Below are 21621 nucleotides of genomic sequence, written 5' to 3' on the forward strand. Positions count from 1 at the left end.
CTCGGGACCTGCTCCGCTCCGCATGGTACAGGGCAGCCGGTGCGGAGGGGGAGCACCGGCTGCCACCGGCCCGAAGGCCGGACGATGCCTCAGCGGGCCTTGGCGACCTGCCGATCGTAGAAATCGATCATGTGCCCCGCGATGTAGGGGAGGTTGTCCTCGGTCGCGAAATGCCCCGCGTTCAGCCGGTGCATTTCCGCCTTGGGCAAATCGCGCAGGAAGGCTTCGCCGCCGGCAGGCAGGAAGAACGGATCGTGCTGGCCCCAGAAGATCACCGTCTTCGGCTGGCGGTCGCGCAGCAGCTTCTGCCACGCCGGGTAGAGCGGCGGGTTCGTCCGGTAATCGTAGAACAGGTCGAGCTGGATACGCAGGTTGTTGGGGCGGGCGACGAAGGCGCTGTCACTGAGCCAGGCATCGGGACTGACCAGCTCCGGGTGGCCCGCGCCAGCGAGATAGACGCCCTTGATCCCCTCCGGCGTGTTGAACGCGGCGAGCGGCTTTTCTGTTTCGGCATTGCGGTTGACCCACAGCGCATTGCGGAAGCCGTCCCACGCGGGCGAGAAGCCTTCCTCGTAAGCGTTTGAATTCTGGACCACGAGCCAGTCCAGCGCCGCCGGATTGCGCGAAACGATGCGGAAGCCCACCGGGCCGCCATAATCCTGCACGAACAGGCCGTAGTGGTCGAAGCCCTTGGCCGCCAGGAACTTTTCGATCGTGCGGGAAATGCCCTCGAACGAGTAGGCATAGCTCACGGGATCGGGGGCGTCGCTGTTGCCGAAGCCCTGGTAGTCGGGAGCGATTACATGGAAGCGGCGTGCAAGCAGCGGGATCATATCGCGGAACTGGTGCGAGGACGACGGCCAGCCATGCAGCAGAACCAGATTGGGAAGGCTGGCGTCTCCGGCTTCGCGGTAAGCGATGTTCAGCCCGTCCACGGGGACCGTGCCGTAGCGTACCTGTGCCGGATCGGCGACGGTGGTAATCGGGTGTTCGAGCGTTCCGGCGGCCAGCGCGGGCGCGGCAAGGCCGGCCACGGCAACCGCGCCGGTCAGTGCGACGCCAGCGATGCGTCCGGCGATCCGGGACGCTGTCGGGGAAGTATCAGACATGGAATTCCTCATCGGCTAGGGGCGATGGGAATGATCTATGTAATCCCGATATGATGGAGTATCCTGCCAATTCAGGAAGCATTGTTCTAAATTATGGAAGAGTTTGATGGACCGGTTCGATGCCATGCGAACGCTGCTGGCCGCCATCGAAGGCGGGAGCCTGACCGCCGCGTCCCGCGCCCTCGGCATGCCGCTGGCCACGGTCAGCCGCAAGATTTCCGATCTGGAAAGCCATCTCGGCACGCGCCTGGTGGTACGCACGACGCGGCGGTTGCAGCTTACCGAGGCCGGGGCGCATTACGTCGCCAGCGCCCGCCGCATTCTCGATGACGTCGAGGAAGCGGAGCGCCTGGCCATGGGCGAATACCGCGCGCCGCGCGGGCACCTGACCATCACCGCCCCGCTGATGTTCGGACGGCTCCATGTCGAACCCGTGGTGCGCGAATTCCTGCAGGCCTATCCCGAAATCGACGTGCGGCTGGTGCTGGCCGACTATGTGGTGAACCTGATTGATGATCGCGTCGATGCCGCCGTGCGCATCGGCGCGCTGCCCGACAGCACGATGGTGGCGACGCGGCTGGGCGAGGTGGTCTGGCGGGTCTGCGCCAGCCCTGCCTGCATTGCCGCGCGGGGCGCGCCTGTCGCGCCCGAGGATGTATCACAGCACGATTGCGTGCTGTTTGACGGCATATATGGAACGAACGTGTGGCGCTTTGGCCGGGGCAAGGATGCTCAGACCGTGACGGTAAAGCCCCGCCTCTCGGTCAATTCGGCCGAAGCGGCGATCGCGTCGGCGTGCGGCGCGCTGGGGATCATCCGGCTGCTGAGCTATCAGGTGCGCGAGGCGATAGAGGCCGGGCAGCTGGTACGCCTGCTGGGCGCGTTCGAGCCGGAACCTTCGCCGGTTCACCTGGTCCACACCGGTCAGGCGATCCTGCCCTTGAAGCTGCGCGCGTTCTGGGATTTCGCCGCGCCACGCCTGCGGGCAAGGATACCGCAGGATACGTAAGGATAATCCTCGGCAGGCCCGAGCGGGGAGGCGTGCCCGCCTCAGTAATCCATCAGTTCGAAGTCCTGCTTCTCGGTGCCGCAGTCGGGGCAGTAGAACGCATCCTCCGGCACGTCCTCGAACCGCGTGCCGGGCGCGATGTCCTGTTCGGGAAGGCCCAGCGCTTCGTCGTAGATGTAGCCGCAGCTCCGGCAGCGCCAGCGGCGTGAAGGGGTGCCCATGCGCCTGCCCTTCCCTTACTGCGCGGTGAAGCGGATCGGCACGTGCTTTGGCCCGCACACGAAATTGGAAATCGTGCGCGAGGGCGTGCCGGCCATTTCCACGGCCTTGAGCCGCGTGAACAGCTCTTCCCACAGGATGCGCATTTCCATCCGCGCGAGGTGTTGGCCAAGGCAGACGTGGACGCCATAACCGAAGGCGATCTGCGGGTTGGTGCCGCGGTCCAGCCGGAAATCGAAGGGATCGTCGAACACCGTCTCGTCGCGGTTGCCGGACTGGTAGCACAGCATCAGCCAGTCGCCCTTGGCGATCCGCTTCCCGCCGATCTCGCAATCCGCCACGGCCGACCGCATGAAGTGCTTTACCGGGACGACCCAGCGGATCGATTCCTCGACGAACGCGGGAATGAGCGAGGGATCCGCCTGCATCTGCCCAAGCAGTTCCGGCCGTTCGGCCAGCGCCCACATCGCCCCCGCCGTGGTGTTGGAGGTGGTGTCGTGCCCCGCCGTGGCGGCGATGATGTAATAGCCCATGATCTGCCGGTGGTTGAGGTATTCGCCGTTCACTTTCGCGTTGGCGATCAGGCTGTTCACTTCCGTGCTGGGGCTTTCGCGGAACCGCTTGGTCACGGCGCCGAAATAGGCTTCCAGCTCCATCGTGGTTTCCCACAGCGACTTGAGGATTTCCTCCGGCGTCTGCTCCTTGCCGGAACGGTTCAGTTCGGGATCGGCGTTCGAGAACAGCTCCTGCGTCAGCTTGAGCATGAACGGTTCGTCTTCCTGCGGCACGCCCAGCACCGTCATGATCACGCGCAACGGATAAAGGAAGGCGACATCCATCGCGAAGTCGCATTCGCTGCCCTTCGCCAGCATGTGATCGACGAATTCGCGCGCGATCTTGCGGACCTGTTCCTCCAGCGGGCGGATCGCGCGGGGCGTCAGGTGCGGAAACAGGATGCCGCGCAGGTCCTTGTGTTCCTGCCCGTCCAGCGAAACGAGGCTGCGGATCAGGTTGGGATCGCCACCGGTCAGCGCCTTGACCTTGGCCTCGTTCTCCCGGCTGGACATGAAAGTTGACCGATCGCCGTTGTGGAACAGGTCGGGCTGGCGCTCGATATCCTTGATGTCGGCATGGCGGCTGACCACCCAGAACGGATCGAAGCCTTCCAGTTCCGCCACGTCGAGCGGCGCTTCGGCGCGGATACGCCGGAACGCGGCATCCACCCTGTCTCCGTCGGCATAGGCCTGCGCGTTGATGACCGTTTCCGCGAGCGTCTGTTCCAGCGCCATGGCTATCCTCTCCTCTTGCCTTTCCGCGTCGGGGCGGAGACTCGTATATCTTGACCGGGAAGCTATTTTTATGTTGGTTGTTGGTCAACAAATAAATTGGAGAGTCACGACGTGGAACGTCCCGCGCGCCGGACGCAGCGCGAACGCAGCGAGGATTCGGAAAACCGCCTGCTGGCAGCGGCGGCGGCGATCATCGCCGAGGATGGCTATACGGCCGCCACGCTGGAGCGCGTGGGCGATCGGGCCGGCTTCAGCCGCGCGCTCGCCAGCCGCAAGTACGGATCGAAGGATGGCCTGATCGAAGCCGTTATCCGGCGCGTGTCCGATCATGTTCATGCCCAGCTCGATCTGGCCGTGGCCGATGTCTCCCGCCCGCTCGACCGACTGCTGACGATGATCGACCGGTTCACCGACCTGATGTCCACCGACATCTCCGTCCGCGCCTATTTCGTACTGTTCAGCGCCATGCTGGCCAACCGGCTGGAAACGCGGGTGGTGTTTCAGGAGGTGCAGGACCGCTATGCCGAGAGGCTTCAGGCCATGATCGCCGAAGGCCAGGCGGCCGGCGAAATAAGTGCAGCACTGGACCCGCTGACGGCGGCCTATGTGGTGGGCAGCCTTCAGGCCGGGCTGGCGATCGAGGCGGCGATGGGTACCGAGATGGAGAGCGGTCCGATCCGCACGCACCTGGCGGTAATGCTCAAGGGCGCGCTGGGCGTTGCGCGCGATCAGGGCTGAACAGCATAGCCACGGTCGAGGACGGCGCGGACGAACGGCGGCACGGTATAGACCGCTAGCCGCTGCGCGCCCCGGTTTTCGTGATCGACGCGATACCCCTGATAGTGGCGCTTGACGAGGCCGGCCTTGACCAGTTCCGACACCGCGCGGCTGACCGCCGTCATGCCTGACGCGCGCAGGCGGTTGGCGATTTCCTCCTCCACCACGCGCTCGCATGCGGCCGCGTCATCGGGCAACTGCCCCTGCTCCTCCAGCGCCTGGCGCACCTTGCCCACCGTGACGCGGCGATAGTGGTGCCGCGCGGCGGTGGGTGCGATCGCGGCGGACAGCCATTCGCGGATCGGCACGAGCTGCTCCCCTTCGCGCACATAAGGGCCAGCCGCGCCACCCCGCCCGGCGGCGCGGGCGATCAAGTCGAGCACCATGAAGGTATAACGTGGCCGCGCCGAATGATCGGCGATGGCGCGCATGATGCCGGGCAGGTCAAGCGGCCGCTCGCTGGCGACGGCAACGGGTTTGGGCACCGAACTGAAAGGCAATTCCAACATGGAACGAATCAAGCACAAAGCGGACTCCGTGTGAATCGTGAAAGTGCAGGCGCCTTGTAACAACTGCACTTTTTCCATCTGTGTCACTTTACCGAAGCACCTTGGTAAAGTGACATTGTTGGTACTTTAGCGGCTTGGACAGACTTCGGCTCGGACGGCCCGGCCGCTATCCGACGCTTTTTTGAAGAACGGTCTTTCCGGATTCGACAATCTAGCGGACGTTTGCCTCGCGGAGATCTAAGCCGCAGTTATGGCACGTCTTGTGCGGCCAGGGTGTGTAGACTGCGAACCAACCCTTGCCGCTCGCAAATGCGGAACATCCGCATTCGGGACAGCGGAGACCCATACAGTCGCAACACCATGGGCAAGCCAAAAGGCCATGCCGGGCAGTGCGGCCAACGGCCCCCACTTGATGAAAGGACCGAAAAGCCACCAACCTGAGGTGAAGAAGACCAGCACGGTCCACAGCATGAATAGCCACGATCTGCGGTAGAGTGACACCCGAGAAGCTTAGATGGGCGAGGAGGATTTGCAAGGTTTGGAAATCCACCATTCCGGCCGAACGCGCCTTTCCGGACACGATGCGATTGCGAACGTTGAGCTTACGGAAACCCCGTTCGTCCTGAGCCTGTCGAAGGACGAACGGATGGGATTTGGCAATCCGCACCCCTATGCTCTCTATAGCTCCGTGAAGTCAGAGCCCGGCCAGAGCCCCGAACAGATCGGCCTCTGCCGCGCCCGCACGATAGAATACCGGCGGCTGGCCGAAAGGCGCGGGCACGGTCACGTCCCTTCCCCCTTCATACTGTTCGCCGCTCCACACATGCACCCAGCGGGTGCCGGCGGGCAGATAGGTGGTCCAGTCCATCCTCCCCTGCTCGATCACCGGCGCGACCAGCAGGTCGGGGCCGAGCAGATAGGCCGTCTGGATGGCATAGGTTTTCGGATCGTCCTCGAAATGCAGGAACAGCGGGCGCTGGATTGGCAGGCCCGTGTCCGCCGCCTCGTGCGATAACGTGCGCAGATAGGGCGCGAGATGCGCGTAGATGCGCGTCATCCGCGCGAAATGGGCGAGCAGTTCGGGGCTGTCGTCGTATTGCGTATTGGCGCGCGGCCGGTTGCCTTCGTGCGTGCGGATCATCGATGTGAAGGCCGCCATTTCCGCCCAGCGCATCGCCAGTTCCGGCGAACGCGTGGTATCGAACAGGCTGGTATAGCCGCCGGTGTCGCTGTGATGGTGCGCGTTGCCCAGCAGACCGGCCGAGAGTGCGGCGCAGATCACCGTGCCGATCCCGTCATGCCGGCTGAAGTCCACCGCCTGGTCCCCGGCCCACAGCATCGGGCAATGCCTTTGCACGCCCGCCGCGCCCGATCGCATGAAGAACATCACATCGCCGGTCCTGCCGCGCCCGGCGACGCCCTTGGCGTTGACTTCGCCCCACAGCGCGGGCCAGCGGTTGTGCGCGGTCATCCCGCTTTCGCCATTGGCCAGACGGACGTCGACGGGCAGGTATTCGCCGAAATCGGCCATCCAGCCCGACAGCCCGAAATCGAGCATGTTGCGGCCGATCACGGCCTCGGCGAACCAGTCGGCCGCCGCCGGGTTGGTGAAATCGACATGGCCGCAATCGAACTCGCCGAAGTCGATGACATAGGGTTCGTCCGCATCGGGCCGCATGACGAGATAGCCGTGCTCCGCCGCGTGAGCGTAAAGTTCACCGTCGACCGCCAGATAAGGATTTACGTAGCCCAGGAAGCGGATGCCACGTTCCCGGAGTTCCGCGATATGGCGAGGCAGATCGGGATGGCGTTCGGTGTTCCACTTCCAGTCCCAGAACAGTCGGTTGCCGAAGCTGGTGATGCGCAGCCCCACCCAGTCCTCGCACCACAGGCCCGAGACGGCGACGCCGGCCTCCTCATAGCGCTTGAGCCGCGTGAAACTTTCCGCGCCGTCCTTCAGCCCGATCACCGCGCCCTTGTAGAGCCATTCGGGCAAGGGCGGCTGCTTGCCGAAGCGATCCGCCAGTGCGGTTACTATGTCCGCAAAGCGCGGGCGCGCCCACAGTTCGATCCGGGCCGGAATCTCCCAGACCTCGACCTCGTGGAAGGCAGCATCGCGAAAATCGAACGCAGCATAGGCATAGCTGTCGATGTGCAGCGCATAGCGGCGCGAGCTGATGTAAGTCGGCTGCGGATAGTTGGTGTGGGCAGAGGTACCGCCGCCACCCTTGGCGAGCACCTCCACCTGCTGGAACAGCGTCGCTTCGGGGTCGCGGCCGACGCCGGGTTCGGAACTCCACAGCGGAAAATGGCGGCCGCGCAGGTCGAAATAGGAAAACTGCTCGCCACCGCCCCACACGTGCTCGTCCGCTTCGGCCGGCACGCGCAGCCACAGCCGGTTGAGCGTGGGATCGAGCGCCCTGGGCATGATCACCGCATCGTCGCCGGTGATGGAAACGGTAAGTTCGAGCAGCCACGGGCCACCCGCGTGCTCCGCCAACCGGATGCAGTCGCCATCGGCCTCGGCGTGGGTCAGCGCGATCCGTTCGACATCGCTCTGCGAAACATCGAAATGCCCCCGGCGCGCGGCAACATGCGCATGCCCCCGCCCCACCGCGATGCAGGGCGCCCCCGCCGCGTGCGACAGGATGGTGGTTCCGCCGAGGCGGATCGCGAAGCCGGTATCGAGCGCGTCAGGCGCCATGGTTTGCAGTCCTTTTGCTATCTGTCATCGCGGCAAAGCGCGCGCGCAATGCCTTCTTGTCGATCTTGCCCGTCGCCCCCAGCGGCATCGCGTCGATGAAGGCCACCGTATCCGGCATCCACCAGCGGGCGATACGGCCTTCGAGCGTAGCGAGCAGCTCTTCCGCCGTCGCCTCTTCGCCGGGATGCAACGCCGCGACCAGCAGCGGACGTTCATCCCAGCGCGGATGCGGAACGCCGATTACCGCACAAAGCGCCACCTTGGGGTGGCCGGCCGCAATGTTCTCGATCTCGATCGAGCTGATCCATTCGCCGCCGGACTTGATGACGTCCTTGGCGCGGTCGACGATGGCCATGTAGCCTTGCGCGTCGATCGTCGCGATATCGCCAGTATCGAAGAAGCCCTCGCCGTCCAGGATCTCGCCCGCCGCGCCGCCGAGATAGCCGGACGCCACCGTCGGGCCGCGCACATGCAGCCTGCCCGGCGTCACCCCATCGTGCGGCAGGTGCGCGCCGGCATCGTCCACGATCTTCAGTTCGATGCCGAAGGGCGGGCGGCCCTGCCTGAGCCGGATCGGCAGCTGCTCCTCGAACGGAAGGGCCGCGACTTCGGGCGTCAGCTTGCCATGCGTGCCGATGGGCGAGGTTTCGGTCATGCCCCAGCCCTGCGCCGTCTCCACCCCGTGTTCGCGCAGGCGGCGGACCAGGCTTTCGGGTAGCGCGGCGCCACCGATAATGACCCGGCGCAGGCTGGTCAGACGGCCGCCGGTGGTATCGAGATGGTGGAGCAGGCCTTGCCACACGGTCGGCACGGCGGCGGAGAACGTCACGCCCTCGCTTTCGATCAGGGCGTGAAGCGACGCGCCATCAAGCTGCGCGCCGGGCAGCACCAGCTTGCAGCCGACGGCCGCCGTCGACAGCGGCATGCCCCAGGCATTGGCGTGGTACATCGGCACGATCGGCATGGCCACGTCGTTGATCGAAAGGCCGAACACGTCCGGCTGCAGGGTCAGCAGCATGTGCAGCACCGTTGAACGGTGCGAATAGAGCACGCCTTTCGGGTTGCCCGTGGTGCCACTGGTGTAGCAGAGCGCGCAGGCGGTCTCTTCGTCGAAATCGCCCCAGCGCCCGTCGTCCGGGGTTTCCGCGATCAGGGCTTCGACCGGGACCGCACCGGGCAGCACCCCGGCATCGACGGCAGCGGCATCGCCCAGCACGATGACCGCGCCGTTGAAGGCCGTTCCGTTCAGGAACTCGGCCAGAAGCGGCTGAAAACAGGGATCGACCAGAATCGCACGGTCATCCGCATGGTCGACGATATAGCGGAGCTGGTCGGCGAACAGGCGCGGATTGAGCGTGTGGCACACCGCGCCCATGCCCATGATCGCGAACCACGCTTCGAGATGGCGCGCATTGTTCCAGGCCATGGTGGCGACCCGGTCGCCGCGCCCGATGCCCAGGGCGGTGAGCGCGGCGGACAAGCGCCGTGCCCGCGCGCGGATCGCGGCATAGTCGGTACGTTCGAGAGAGCCGTCGGCCTGGCGGCTGACGACGGGGCGATCCCCGTCCCAGTCGGCAGCATGGTCGACGATCCGGTCGACCGTCAACGGCCAGTCCTGCATCAACCCGCGCATCGCATGGGCCTTTCGCGAGGTTGCGGTCTTTTGCGTAACGGGTGTGCCGCCCCGGCGCGAAACCGGGGCGGCTCTGCGACCCGATCAGAAGTTCATGCGCGCCGAGACGCCGAAATAGCGCTGCGCATCGCGCGGCGTGATCTGGCGCATGAACGCCGTGCCGTTCGGAATGCGCTGGATGACAAAGTGCTTGTCGGTCAGGTTCTTGGCGATGAACGAGACGCTGTACTTGTCGTCCTTGGTCCGCACCGTCACGCCCAAGTCCCACAGCGCATAGGCGGTCTGGATGGCATAGGGGTTCTGGTTGATGTCGAAGCTGGTCTTGCTCTGATAGACCACCGACGTGTTCAGATCGACGTTGAACGCTTCCAGGCCCAGCGGCAGGCGCCAGTCGGCGGTGACGGTGCCCTTGTACTTCGGCGCGAAGGGCAGCGGCTTGCCGTTGATGGCATCGGCGCACGTCACTGCCGCGCCAGTCGGGCAGTTGAACTTGTTGATGTGCGCGTCGGTATAATTGAAACCACCGTTGAGCGAGAAGTTGTCGGTCAGCGAGGCATTGAAATCGACTTCCACACCGCGCGTCGAAACGCTGCCCGCATTGGTCAGGCGCGTAACCACCTGGCCCGCCACCAGATCGAGGAAGTTCGCCTGGTAGTTGTTGTACTTGGCGTAGAACGCCGCGATGTTGAACGTCAGGCGGCGGTCGAACAGCCGCGTCTTGAGGCCGATTTCATAGGCGTCTGACTTTTCCGGAGCGATCGGCCCGGTATCGCGCGCCAGCATGTTGAAGAACACGTTGATCGCCGGCCCCTTGTACCCTCGGGTATAGGTGCCATAGGCCATGACATCCTTGTCCACGTCGTACTGCAGGCCGACATTGCCCGACCAGCCATCCTTTGCGGTGGCCCCGGTCGAGGCAAAGGCTGGGTTCACGCCGGGGAAGGCCGTGGCGGAAGTGGAACGGCGGCTGAAGTCGAACGCCACCTTGTCATGCGTATAGCGCGATCCGATGATGCCGCGGAACGTGGGCGTGAAGTTGGCGGTCGCCTGGCCGAAGGCCGAATAGCTGGTCAGCTTGGTGGTGAAATCCGCGTTGCCCTGCTGCGTCAGGTAGGTCGAACTTGCATCGCATGGCGTCAGGCCGTTCACCGGCGCCAGTGTCGAGGCCGTGCAGGCCTTGACCGTGCGATTGAAGAAATCGACTTCCTTGGTGTGGTAGTAATAGAGCCCGGCCACGTATTCGAGGAACTGCTTGCCCGACGAGGCGACGCGCAGTTCCTGCGTGAACTGGTCGAACTTCAGATCGCCGCGGTCGTGCGACAACACGTCGCTCGCGGCGGCGCCGGCGGCCACATACTTCGGCGCATCCGAACGGAAATCGCCGTCACGCTGCTGATAGTTGTACCAGTGGCGGTAGGCGGTGATCGAGGTCAGCGTGGCACTGCCCAGATCGATGTCCATCTGCGCGGAAACGCCGCTGTTGCGGTCCCTGGTTAGCGGATCGAGATCGTTGTCGATGTTCTTGTTGCGGTCGTTCAGCGTCAGCGGCGCCAGCGACGGAATGAACACGCCCGTGGTGTAGGCACCGGGGAAGACCTGGCCGATGCTGTCGGCATAACCGTTGTCGTTGTTCTGCGCGTAGTCGCCGATCACGGTCAGCTTGAACGTGTCGTTGGGCTGATAGACGACCTTGCCGCGCAGCCCCCAGTGTTCGTAGCCGTTGATCTTGTGCCCGTTGAACACGTTCACGCCGTTGCCGTCATACTTGGCGTAGAAGCCGGTCAGCGAGGCCGTCAGTCCTTCGCCCAGCGCCCCGCCGACGCTGCCGCGCACGCGGAATTCGTTACCTTCGTACCAGGCCGCATCCAGATAGCCGCCGAACGCCTTCGGCGGATCACGCGTGATGATGTTGATGACGCCGGCCGAAGCGTTCTTGCCGAACAGGCTGCCCTGCGGGCCGCGCAGCACTTCGATGCGTTCGACGTCGAGGAAGTCAGAGGTCTGCTGGCCGGTACGCGCGAAAACCACGCCGTCGATCACGGTCGAAACCGAAGGCTCGACGCCCGAAGCGAACGAGATGGTGCCAACGCCGCGGATCGACAGCGCCGAATCCTTGTTGGTGTTGCCCTTGCGGAAGGTGAGCGTCGGCACGCGCTGGAACAGCTGCTCCGCAGAATTGACGTTGGCGCGTTCGAGCTGCGCGCCCGAAACCACCGAGATCGCCAGCGGCACATCCTGCAGGTTCTGCGCGCGCTTCTGCGCGGTAACGATGATTTCGCCAGTGCCGATGCCGCCGTTCTCTTCACCGGCCGGCGACTGCGCCTCGGCGGCAATAGCCGGCGCGGCGAACAAGGACATGCCCAGCGCGGTCGACAACGCAAGGCACAGCTTCGCTTTCGTTTGCATACTCAATCCTCCCCAACAGTCATCCAGCGGACCGCGCCCGATTAAGCGACGCAGGCTGGAGATCGACACCCGCTCCGTTGTCGGATGGCGTGCATGTCGACCGTCTACGTCATGGAGTGCGCAATTTGGTCATTGCAGTCCAATCGAGAAAAATCGGTATGCTATGTCCAAATGCTATGGCCTTGTGGCGATGAGCTTGTGGACATGATCGAGACAGGCCGCCGTTTCGCGCATGATTTCAACATGCAGCCAGCTCACGATCTCGGGTGTCGGCCCGATATCCGGCTCGAGCAAGGCGAAATCGAGATAGACCGGCGGCGTGATCGGGCGGATCGCCACCCCCACCCGGTGAAACAGGGGTGCGCTGAACGGCTCGGCGATGGAGATGCCCAGGCCCGCTTCGACAAAGGCATAGAGAATCTGCGAATGCTGCGTTTCGAGCCGGCGGGAAACCGCGACGCCCGAAGAGGCGAGCGCCGCGTCGATGCCATTCCACAAGGCATCAGCCTCATGCATCGGGCCGATGAATTCCTCGCCGGCAAGATCCGCCACAGCCAGGCTGCCGCGCTGCGCCAGCGGATGCCCCGAAGGCAGGATGCAGACATATTCCGCCCGCGCCACGCTGGTCGTGCGGATGCCTTCGCGCGGGGGAATGTCCACGCCCACGCCGAGGTCGGCCTGCCCCAGAAACACGCGTTCCTCGATGCCGCGCTGCCCCAGCGACTCCACCGTGACCTTGATGTCGGGATAAAGGATACGAAAGCGCTGGATCACCGCCGGCAGAATCGACATCGCGATCGCTGCCAGCGCGGCAATCCGCACCGTGCCGACGGGATGCGCGCGGATGCGCCGCGCCGCCTGATCCAGCAGGTCGAGACCGGTGTAGCTGCGCCGCACCGCCTCGAACAGCATCTGCGCCTGCTCGGTGGGGTGTACGCGCGCGCCGCGCCGGTCAAACAGGCGGAATCCCACCGCCCGCTCCAGATCGGCGATCAGCCGGCTAACCGACGGCTGGCTGACATTGAGCATCTGCGCGGCGGCTGTAATGCCCCCGCTCATCATCACGGCGCGGAACGCCTCAACCTGTCGCATACGCATGGTCATAGTATAGGCGTATGATTAGCTAGCGCAATTTGATTGGATGCGATGGCCGATCGCGCTCTACGAACGGGTCAACCACACGACACCGGGAGAGTCCAATGAGGTTTGCCGAGCAACGCGCCCAATTCGAGCGCGAGGGATACGCCGTGTTCGAGCGGGTTCTGGAAGGACCGCTGCTGGACCTGCTGCGCAACGAATGCGCCCGCGTGATCGAACGCGAGGATGCCCGGCTCGATGCGCTTGGCGTCGAAGTCGATGGCATCAGCCACAAGGGCAAACGCTATTTCGCCGGCGAATGCCAGCGCGTGCAGCCCGAACTGCGCGACATGCTGTTCAGCGAAACCATGGCCGACATCTGTCGCGCGACGCTGGGTGACGATGCCTACTTCTTCTATGACCAGTATGTCGTGAAGGGCGCTTCCAAGGGCATGCCGTTCAGCTGGCACCAGGATTCGGGCTATGTCGTCGGCAACGGCGGCCCGGCGGACCACAAGCCGTACCTCACCTGCTGGTGCACGCTGGACGACACCACCGTCGCCAACGGCACTGTACGCATCCTGCCGTTCTCGCAGGCGCCGGAAACGCGCGACGGCATCGTGCCGCATATCCGCCAGGAAGGCAGCAACGACTTGGTTGGCTACGCCGGCGATGCCGAAGGCGTGACCCTGGAAGTGCCGGCGGGCAGCGTCGTGGCGTTCTCCAGTCTGGCGCTTCATGCGACGGGCTCCAACTCCACGCCGAACATGCGCCGCGTCTATCTGGCGCAATATTCGCCCGAGCCGATCATCAATCCCGGCTCCAACCATCTGCGCCGCAACGCCATCGCGTTCCTGCGCGGCGGGCGTCAGGTCACTTTCAACTGAGCCGCCGACGCACCGACGCTCAAGGCGCCAGATCGATTAGGTCTGGCGCCACCTTGAACCGGAATCGCATGTCTAACGTTCGAGCGATCACGGCATCCGGCAGCCTGCCCCTTGCGCGATCGCATTCGTCCGTATATGGCTCACGTTGTCATATCGAATAATCGATACCGAGAGGAGGATCGGGCGCGGCCCGGTCCCGGCATCCCTGACGCAGCAGCACCCAGGACATCTGCATGAGCCAGCTTCCCCTTCCCGCCGCATCACGCCCGCTGGGCGATAGCGGCCTTTCCATCTCTCCACTGGCATGGGGCATGTGGCGGCTGGCCGAGGATGGCCGCACTGCGGCCGACGCCGCCCGGCTGGTCCATGCCGCGCTCGATGCCGGCATCACCCTGCTGGACACGGCGGACATCTATGGCTTCGACGGGACCGGCGGTTTCGGCGATGCCGAAGCGCTGCTGGGCGAAGTGCTTGCGGCCGAACCCGGCCTGCGCGCGCGGATGGTGCTCGCCACCAAGGGCGGAATCCTGCCGCCGCTGCCCTATGACCAGAGCGCGGCCTACCTGAACGCGGCGATCGATGCCTCGCTGCGCCGCCTGCGCACCGATGTGATCGATCTGTGGCAGGTCCACCGGCCCGACATCCTCGCCCATCCGCTGGAAGTGGCGCGCGTGCTGGACGACGCCGTGGCCGCGGGCAAGATCCGGACGCTGGGCGTATCGAATTTCACCATCCACCAGATCGCCGCGCTGCAGCACTTCCTCGGCCACAAGCTGGTCGCGACCCAGCCCGAAATCAGCCCCCTGCGCATCGCCTGCTTCGAGAACGGCGAGCTGGATCAGGCGATGACGATGGGGCTGGTGCCGCTCGCCTGGTCGCCACTGGGCGGGGGACGCCTGGCCGCGCCGGCCGACGAACGCGCGCACGCCGTCGCCGCCGCACTCGACAAGGTCGCCAAGGCGCAAGGCGTGTCGCGCACGGTCGCGGCCTTTGCCTGGTTGATGGCCCATCCCGCCGGAATCGTGCCGATCGTGGGATCGCAGCAGGCCGACCGGATCAGGGAAGCCGCGCAGGCGGCGCATGTGCGCTGGACGCGCGAGGAATGGTACGCGGTGCTGGTTGCCGCGCGTGGAGAGAGACTGCCCTGAAGGGCAGCGCTGAGGAGGCAAGACAATGACCCAGCAATGCGAAATCGCCTGGTTTTCCGCCCTTTGCGATGATGACTACGAGTTCCTGGGCGTTCCCGATCCCTATCTGCAATCGAGCTGGGAACACTGCCGCAACATCGTGTTGCGGGCGGAGGAAGGCGGCTTCGACAACATCCTCCTGCCCTCCGGCTATCAGCTCGGGCTGGACACGACCGCCTTTGCCGCCGCGGTGGCCACGCAAGTCCGCAAGATCAAGCTGCTCTGGGCGACCCGTATCGGCGAAGACTGGCCGCCGCAGCTTGCGCGCCGCATCGCCACGCTCGATCGCATCCTCGGCCCCAACGCGGCCGGCACGGGCGGACGGCTGAACGTCAATATCATCTCGTCCGACATGCCCGGCGAAACGCTGGCGTCGGGTCCGCGCTATCGCCGCGCGACCGAGGTGATGAAGATCGTCCGCACCCTGCTGAACGGGGAGCATCTGGATTTCGACGGCGAGTTCTACAAGCTCAAGCTCGATCCACCGCGCATCGCGACGCTTTCCGGCCGCTGCCCAGCCTTCTATTTCGGCGGACTGAGCGAAGACGCGCGCGAATGCGCGGCCGAAGGCTGCGACGTCTACCTGATGTGGCCCGATACCATGGACAAGGTGCGCGAAACCATTGCCGACATGAAGACGCGCGCAACCCGTTTCGGGCGCACTCTGCGCTTCGGCTATCGCGCGCATGTGGTCGTGCGCGAGACGGAGGAAGAGGCGCGCGCCTATGCCGATCGCCTGCTCTCGAAGCTGGATGACGATGCCGGCAAGGCGATCCGTGAAAAGTCGCTTGATGCCGCGAACTACGGCGTCCAGCGCCAAAGCGAGCTGCGCGGCGCGGCCGGCGGCGATGGCTTCGTGGAAGACAACCTGTGGACCGGGATCGGCCGGGCGCGATCGGGTTGCGGCGCGGCCATCGTCGGCACGCCCGATCAGGTGCTGGCCAAGCTGCGCGCCTATCAGGCCGAAGGGATCGAGGCCTTCATCCTTTCGGGCTATCCGCACGCGCAGGAAGCCGACCTGTTCGCGCGCCATGTCCTGCCGCATATCGCACACGGCCCGCTGGCGATCTGAAGTCGGGAAGGGATCGTCTACGAAAGGGCCGCGAGATCGTTGTCGGTGGCGGTCCAGGTCTGCGCGAACAGTCCGCCCGCGCCGAACAGCGCCCGCGCGACAGCGGAGCGATCGCCTGCCTGCCACACGGCGCGCAGGCGATCGGCCATCGGATCGTCCACCGGCCCCCAGGCGGCGACATTGTCGCCGCGCACATGGTTCATCCAGGCGTTGATCGCGGACAGGATCGCCGGGCAGGACCGGCCCTGCCGCTGGTTCGCGGCCAGCGTTTCCAGCCAGCGTTGCGGAATCTTCTGGCTGCCATCCATCGCGATCTGGATCAGCCGGTGGTTGAGCGCCGGATTGGCGAAGCGCTCGATCAGGGCGGCGGCATAGGCGGACAAATCCTGCCCCGGCGCTGCGGCGATCGTGGGCGCGGCTTCCTCCAGCATCAGGCGCGTGACCATGGCGCGCAGGTCGGGATCGCCGATCGCCTCGTGGACATAGCTGTAACCCGCCATAAGCCCGCGATAGGCGAGGGCCGAATGCGCGCCGTTGAGCATACGCAGCTTGGCCGTTTCGTAGGGGGCGACATCGGCCACCAGTTCCGCGCCCACCACGTGCCAGCGCGGACGCGCCCCGGCGAAGCGGTCTTCGATCACCCACTGGCTGAACGGCTCGGTGACGACGGCGGCGGCATCGTCGAGCCCAGACACCCCCGCCACCGCCTTGCGGTCGGCGTCGGTCGTGGCGGGCACGATCCGGTCGATCATCGTCGCCGGGCAGGTGCAGTTGTCCGCGAACCAGGCGGCCATGTCCGGTTCGTGCCGCGCGATATAGGCTTGCATGAGCGCCTCCAGCTGACGCCCGTTGTCGGCAAGATTGTCGCAGGAAAGAAGCGTCAGCCCCGGCAATCCGGCATCGCGGCGGCGGCGCAGCCCCTGCGTCACGAAGTAATAGAGGCTCTGCGAATGGGCGAGGTTGAAGTCGAGCGACCCGTCCGCCGCGCGGCAATAGCCCTTCTCCGTCACGGTGAAGCTGGCGATCCGCGTGGACGGCGCGGCCAGTTCGGCAATCACCGCCTCCGGCTGCTCGCTGGCCACCAGCACGCGCCGCACCGATCCGACCAGTCGCACCCCGATGCCTGCGGCGGACCGTTCGCTCAGCGTGTAAAGGCCATCCTGCGGATTCATCTGCGTGGCGACATCGGCCGAACGCAGCGAAACACCGGTGATCATCCAGTCGCGATCGCCCTGCCCCATGGCACGGTCGGTGTACCACGCCTGATGCGCGCGGTGGAACGCGCCGATGCCGAAGTGGACGATCCCCACCGCCTGCGCGGCGCGGTCGTAGCCGGGACGGACGACATCGGCGGACAGGCGGCTGGCGGCAGTGGTGGAAAGTCTCATCAAGCGATCCCGTCAGGTCAGAGTTTGTAGGCCCGCTTGGCGAGAGTGTAGGTGAGATCGCGCGCCAGCTCCGCGGCTTCCCAGTCCTCGATGCGATGTTCCGCCACAAGCTGCGCCAGGAAGCCGCAATCGATGCGACGGGCCACGTCATGCCGCGCCGGGATCGACAGGAACGCGCGGGTATCGTCGTTGAAGCCCACGGTGTTGTAGAAGCCGGCGGTTTCCGTGGTCATCAGGCGGAAGCGGCGCATCCCTTCCGGGCTGTCATGGAACCACCACGCCGGGCCGAGCTTGAGGCAAGGGTAATGCCCCGCCAGCGGCGCCAGTTCGCGGGCATAGGCGCTTTCATCCAGCGTGAAGAGGATAATCGACAGATCGCGCGCGTTGCCGAAGCGGTCGAGCAGCGGCTTGAGCGCGTGGACGTAGTCGGTGCGGGTCGGGATATCCGCCCCCTTGTCGCGGCCGAAGCGTTCGAACAGCTGCGCGTTATGGTTGCGGAACGATCCGGGGTGAATCTGCATGACCAGCCCGTCGTCACAGCTCATCCCTGCCATTTCGGTCAGCATCTGGGCGCGGAACAGTTCCGCCTCGGCCGGGGTGAATGCTCCGGTCGAGACCTTGCCAAACAGCGCTTCGGCCTCGGCCGGCGAAAGATCGGCGGTCTGCGCGGTGGGATGGCCGTGGTCGGTGCTGGTGGCGCCCATCTGCGCGAAGAAGGCGCGGCGCTGGCGATGCGCGGCCAGATAGCCGCGCCAGGTGCGGCAGTCCTCGCCGGTAAGGGCGGACAGCGCATCGAGGTTGGCGGAAAAGCCTTCGAATTCGGGATCGACCACCGGGTCCGGGCGATAGGCGGTAATCACCCGGCCCTGCCAGCCGCCCGCCCGTGCATTCTCGGCGCGGATCGCCGCATGGTGCTCCAGCGTATCGAGCGGGCTTTCGGTGGTGGCGATCACTTCGATGCCATAGCGGTCGAACAGCGCGCGCGGACGGAAGCTGTCGGTCGCGAGCATTTCGGTGATCGTGTCGAAATAGAGGTCGGCGGTCTCGGCCTCCAGTTGCACGCCCATGCCAAAGGCTTCGGCAAAGACCCAATCGAGCCACATGCGCGATGGCGTACCCCGGAACAGGGTATAGCGTTCGGCGAACAGCCGCCATGCCGCGCGCGGATCGACGCCCGGATTGCGCACGCCCAGATCCTCGAGCGCGACGCCCTGCGAATAGAGCATGCGGAACACGTAGTGATCGGGCACCAGCAGCAGATCGGTGGCATTGCCGAACGGCGCGTTGTCGGCGAACCAGCGGGGATCGGTATGCCCGTGCGGGCTGACGATCGGCAGGTCCGCGATATCGGCATACAGGGCGCGCGCCAGGGCGCGGACCGAAGGGTCGGCCGGCAGCAGGCGGTCGGGATGCAGTTCAAGCGATCTTGGCATGGGTTGCGTTATGTCTTTCTGGGCTTCAGCCAGTATTTTCAGGCAGTGGCGCGCGCGTAGCGATCGCGCTTGGCCTGCACCGCGCGGCGGGCTTCGGCCACGGCGCGTTCCTCGGTGGCGAACAGCAGGCTTTCCAGCACGGCCGACAAGTGCGCGCGCATCGCCGCACGGGCAGCGGACGGATCGTGGCGCTTCAACGCCTCCAGCACGGCGGTATGTTCGTCGACCACCGGCTTGATGTTCGCGGTGCGTGCCTTTTCGTGCAGCAGCGAGGCTTCGGGCGAGGTGTAGCGCTGATTCCACAGCCGCTCGACGATCTCGATCATGGCGTTGTTGCGCGTGGCCCGGGCGATGGCGACGTGGAAACTGTGATCGGCCTTGTCCGATCCGGCGGGATCGAGGTTTTCGCGCGCGATGGCCCGCAGCAGTTCCTCCAGCTCGGCGATTTCCTCGTCGGTGATCTGGGTTGCCGCCAGCGCGGCGGTTTCACCTTCCACCAGCAGGCGCGCCTCGGTCAGCTCGAAAGCGGTGACGTTGAAGCCGGGCATGTCATCGCCGCCGGGCAGCCGCACCACATAGGCGCCCGAGCCCACGCGCACTTCCACCAGTCCCTGCACTTCCAGCGCGATGATCGCCTCGCGCACGGTCGGCCGGCTGACGTTGTAACGCACTGCCAGTTCGCGCTCGGCCGGCAAGCGCGCGCCAACGGGGTACTTGCCCGATGCCAGTTCATCCAGCAGCGCCCGCGCCAGATCCTGATAAAGCCGTTCCTGCGCCGATCCCGTCGAACTCATGCCGCCTCCGTGGCTTTACCAATTTCAAAAAACTTGACAGACCAAATTGGACCCGTCAAGTCGTCATACCAATATGGCCGCCATATCGCGAGGGATTCCATGAAAATTGAAGCCGCCAAGGTGATTGTTACCTGCCCCGGGCGGAACTTCGTCACGCTGAAGATCGTGACCGACCAGGGCGTGTACGGCATCGGCGATGCCACGCTGAACGGGCGCGAACTGGCCGTCGTGTCCTATCTGGAAGACCACGTCATTCCGTGCCTGATCGGCATGGACCCGCGCCGGATCGAAGACATCTGGCAATACCTCTATCGCGGCGCGTACTGGCGCGGCGGACCGGTAACGATGCGCGCGATCGCGGCGGTGGACGTCGCGCTGTGGGACATCAAGGCCAAGATGGCGGGGATGCCGCTGTATCAGCTTCTGGGCGGGCGCAGCCGCGATGGGGTGATGGTCTATGGCCACGCCAACGGCGCCGATATCGCCGAAACGGTCGATGCCGTGGGCCAGTACATCGACCTCGGCTACAAGGCGATCCGCGCCCAGACCGGCGTGCCGGGGATCAAGGATGCCTATGGCGTGGGGCGTGGCAAGCTCTATTACGAACCGGCCGACGCCGCGCTGCCCTCCGTGACCGGATGGGACACGCGCAAGGCACTCAACTACGTGCCCAAGCTGTTCGACAAGCTGCGCGAAACCTATGGCTTCGATTACCACCTGCTGCACGATGGCCACCACCGCTATACCCCGCTGGAGGCGGCGCAGCTAGGCAAGGCACTGGAGCCCTACAGCCTGTTCTGGCTGGAAGACTGCACCCCGGCGGAGAACCAGGAAGCGTTCCGGCTGGTGCGCCAGCACACCACCACGCCGCTGGCCGTCGGCGAAATCTTCAACACGATCTGGGACGCCCGGGACCTGATCCAGAACCAGCTGATCGACTACATCCGCGCGACCATCGTCGGCGCGGGCGGGGTGACGCACCTGCGCCGGTTGGCCGATCTCGCCGCGCTCTACCAGGTCCGCACCGGCTGCCATGGCGCGACCGATCTGTCGCCAGTGACGATGGGCGCCGCGCTGCATTTCGATACCTGGGTGCCCAACTTCGGCATCCAGGAATACATGCGCCACACCGAGGAAACCGACGCGGTCTTCCCGCACGACTATACCTTCGCCGATGGTTTCCTGCTGTGCGGGGAAACACCAGGCCATGGCGTCGACATCGACGAGGATCTCGCCGCAAAATACCCTTACAAGCCGGCCTACCTGCCCGTCGCCCGCCTTGCGGACGGCACGATGTGGAACTGGTGAGACGCATGCCGATACTGCCGCGATGATGCGAAGCGGGCGCGCGGAGAAATGCGCGTCCGCAAATCCCGGAGAGGCCCATGACGATCAACTGGCGCGCCGTTCGCGTCCGCATCCTGCTGCTGGTGATGGTCGGAACCGTCATCAACTATCTCGCGCGCAATTCGCTGGGCGTGCTGGCCCCGCAATTGAAGCTGGAACTGTCGATATCGACGCAGCAGTACAGCTACATCGTCGGCGCTTTCCAGATCGCCTACACGGTGATGCAACCGGTCGCGGGGATGGTTATCGACCGAATCGGTCTGACCGCTGGCTTCGCGCTGTTCGCCATCGCCTGGTCGCTGGCCAACATGGCCCATGCCTTTGCCCGCGGGTGGTTTTCGCTAGCGGTGTTCCGCGGCCTGCTGGGCATGGCGGAAGCGGCGACGATCCCGGCGGGGATGAAAGCCATCGCCGAATGGTTTCCCGATCGCGAACGGTCGATCGCGACCGGCTGGTTCAACGCCGGCACCGCCGCCGGCGCCGCGCTCGCGCCCGTGGTGGTGGCGCTGATCGCCAAGCAATGGGGCTGGCAGGCCGGCTTCTTCGTCACCGGCGCGATCGGGCTGGTCTGGGCGCTCGCGTGGTGGCGCCTCTATCGCCCGCCGGCGCAATCGCGCGTTCTCACCGACCAGGAACGGCGCCTGATCGCGGACGTGTTGATTTCTGCTGAGAGTTGACCCGGGAGGGGCGTAAATTTCCACTGAGAAGTGACCCATGTTTTGACCTTCCCCCTGGCTGACAGGTCGGGGGAACGAGGAGTGATCGACATGGACCTTTTGAG

Annotated in this window: 18 protein-coding genes; 7 read left to right on the forward strand and 11 right to left on the reverse strand. The window is 65.2% G+C overall.

The window, feature by feature from the left end; translation table 11 throughout:
• Nucleotides 1-89: 89 nt before the first annotated feature.
• Entirely contained in the window at nt 90-1109 is a 1020-nt protein-coding gene (locus EH199_RS12050; protein WP_124809509.1) for an alpha/beta fold hydrolase, read from the reverse strand.
• A gap of 106 nt (nt 1110-1215) precedes the next feature.
• Here EH199_RS12050 and EH199_RS12055 point away from each other — a divergent pair, with 106 nt between their 5' ends.
• Nucleotides 1216-2118: a LysR family transcriptional regulator gene (locus EH199_RS12055; protein WP_124809511.1), complete on the forward strand. Its 903-nt coding sequence runs from the start codon at nt 1216-1218 to the stop codon at nt 2116-2118.
• 41 nt (nt 2119-2159) lie between these two features.
• On the opposite strand, the gene EH199_RS12060 is transcribed toward EH199_RS12055, so the two are convergent.
• Both EH199_RS12060 and EH199_RS12065 read right to left on the reverse strand, forming a co-directional pair.
• Nucleotides 2160-2339, reverse strand: a complete 180-nt coding sequence (locus EH199_RS12060; RefSeq protein WP_124809513.1) for a rubredoxin — start codon at nt 2337-2339, stop codon at nt 2160-2162.
• 15 nt (nt 2340-2354) lie between these two features.
• The gene (locus EH199_RS12065; protein WP_124809515.1) at nt 2355-3626 is read right to left on the reverse strand and encodes a cytochrome P450; all 1272 of its coding nucleotides are present in this window, start codon (nt 3624-3626) and stop codon (nt 2355-2357) included.
• A gap of 111 nt (nt 3627-3737) precedes the next feature.
• Here EH199_RS12065 and EH199_RS12070 point away from each other — a divergent pair, with 111 nt between their 5' ends.
• Nucleotides 3738-4364 carry a TetR/AcrR family transcriptional regulator gene (locus EH199_RS12070; RefSeq protein WP_190287245.1) on the forward strand — a complete coding sequence of 209 codons (627 nt, stop codon included), beginning with the start codon at nt 3738-3740 and terminating at the stop codon, nt 4362-4364.
• Here the strand turns inward: EH199_RS12070 and EH199_RS12075 are convergent.
• From EH199_RS12075 to EH199_RS12095, 5 genes are all read right to left on the reverse strand, one after another.
• Complete coding sequence (locus EH199_RS12075) at nt 4355-4912, reverse strand: hypothetical protein (RefSeq protein ID WP_124809519.1); 558 nt, start codon at nt 4910-4912, stop codon at nt 4355-4357. The genes EH199_RS12070 and EH199_RS12075 overlap by 10 nt on opposite strands.
• Nucleotides 4913-5606: 694 nt before the next feature.
• Nucleotides 5607-7616 (reverse strand): alpha-glucosidase, encoded by a 2010-nt coding sequence (locus EH199_RS12080; protein ID WP_124809521.1) that lies wholly within the window; start codon nt 7614-7616, stop codon nt 5607-5609.
• Nucleotides 7606-9249, reverse strand: a complete 1644-nt coding sequence (locus EH199_RS12085; RefSeq protein WP_124809523.1) for a long-chain-fatty-acid--CoA ligase — start codon at nt 9247-9249, stop codon at nt 7606-7608. The genes EH199_RS12080 and EH199_RS12085 overlap by 11 nt, the downstream gene beginning before the upstream one ends.
• An 84-nt stretch (nt 9250-9333) precedes the next feature.
• Nucleotides 9334-11655 carry a TonB-dependent receptor gene (locus EH199_RS12090; protein WP_124809525.1) on the reverse strand — a complete coding sequence of 774 codons (2322 nt, stop codon included), beginning with the start codon at nt 11653-11655 and terminating at the stop codon, nt 9334-9336.
• A 174-nt stretch (nt 11656-11829) separates the two neighbouring features.
• Nucleotides 11830-12747 (reverse strand): LysR substrate-binding domain-containing protein, encoded by a 918-nt coding sequence (locus EH199_RS12095; RefSeq protein WP_158453873.1) that lies wholly within the window; start codon nt 12745-12747, stop codon nt 11830-11832.
• A gap of 107 nt (nt 12748-12854) precedes the next feature.
• On the opposite strand from EH199_RS12095, the gene EH199_RS12100 reads away from it, so the two are divergent.
• From EH199_RS12100 to EH199_RS12110, 3 genes are all read left to right on the forward strand, one after another.
• Nucleotides 12855-13619 carry a phytanoyl-CoA dioxygenase family protein gene (locus tag EH199_RS12100; RefSeq protein WP_124809529.1) on the forward strand — a complete coding sequence of 255 codons (765 nt, stop codon included), beginning with the start codon at nt 12855-12857 and terminating at the stop codon, nt 13617-13619.
• 233 nt (nt 13620-13852) lie between these two features.
• A complete protein-coding gene (locus EH199_RS12105) occupies nt 13853-14767 on the forward strand; it encodes an aldo/keto reductase family oxidoreductase (RefSeq protein WP_124809531.1) in 915 nt (304 codons plus the stop codon).
• A 25-nt stretch (nt 14768-14792) separates the two neighbouring features.
• Complete coding sequence (locus tag EH199_RS12110) at nt 14793-15878, forward strand: LLM class flavin-dependent oxidoreductase (RefSeq protein WP_124809533.1); 1086 nt, start codon at nt 14793-14795, stop codon at nt 15876-15878.
• A gap of 17 nt (nt 15879-15895) precedes the next feature.
• Here the strand turns inward: EH199_RS12110 and EH199_RS12115 are convergent, their stop codons facing one another.
• The 3 genes from EH199_RS12115 to EH199_RS12125 are packed head-to-tail and all read right to left on the reverse strand — an operon-like array spanning nt 15896 to nt 19493.
• Nucleotides 15896-17266, reverse strand: coding sequence for a mannitol dehydrogenase family protein (locus tag EH199_RS12115; RefSeq protein WP_124809534.1), 1371 nt, complete (start codon nt 17264-17266; stop codon nt 15896-15898).
• Nucleotides 17267-17283: 17 nt separating this feature from the next.
• Nucleotides 17284-18699, reverse strand: coding sequence for a glucuronate isomerase (gene uxaC / locus EH199_RS12120; RefSeq protein WP_124809535.1), 1416 nt, complete (start codon nt 18697-18699; stop codon nt 17284-17286).
• A gap of 38 nt (nt 18700-18737) precedes the next feature.
• On the reverse strand, nt 18738-19493 hold the full coding sequence (locus tag EH199_RS12125; protein WP_124809536.1) for a FadR/GntR family transcriptional regulator: 756 nt from the start codon (nt 19491-19493) through the stop codon (nt 18738-18740).
• A 99-nt stretch (nt 19494-19592) separates the two neighbouring features.
• Between EH199_RS12125 and manD the strand changes: the two genes are divergently transcribed.
• Nucleotides 19593-20801, forward strand: coding sequence for a D-mannonate dehydratase ManD (gene manD / locus EH199_RS12130; protein WP_124809537.1), 1209 nt, complete (start codon nt 19593-19595; stop codon nt 20799-20801).
• A 77-nt stretch (nt 20802-20878) separates the two neighbouring features.
• A complete protein-coding gene (locus EH199_RS12135; protein WP_124809539.1) occupies nt 20879-21517 on the forward strand; it encodes an MFS transporter in 639 nt (212 codons plus the stop codon).
• The last annotated feature ends 104 nt before the right edge of the window (nt 21518-21621 follow it).

This window comes from Novosphingobium sp. LASN5T (genome assembly GCF_003856955.1).
Lineage (GTDB): Bacteria > Pseudomonadota > Alphaproteobacteria > Sphingomonadales > Sphingomonadaceae > Novosphingobium.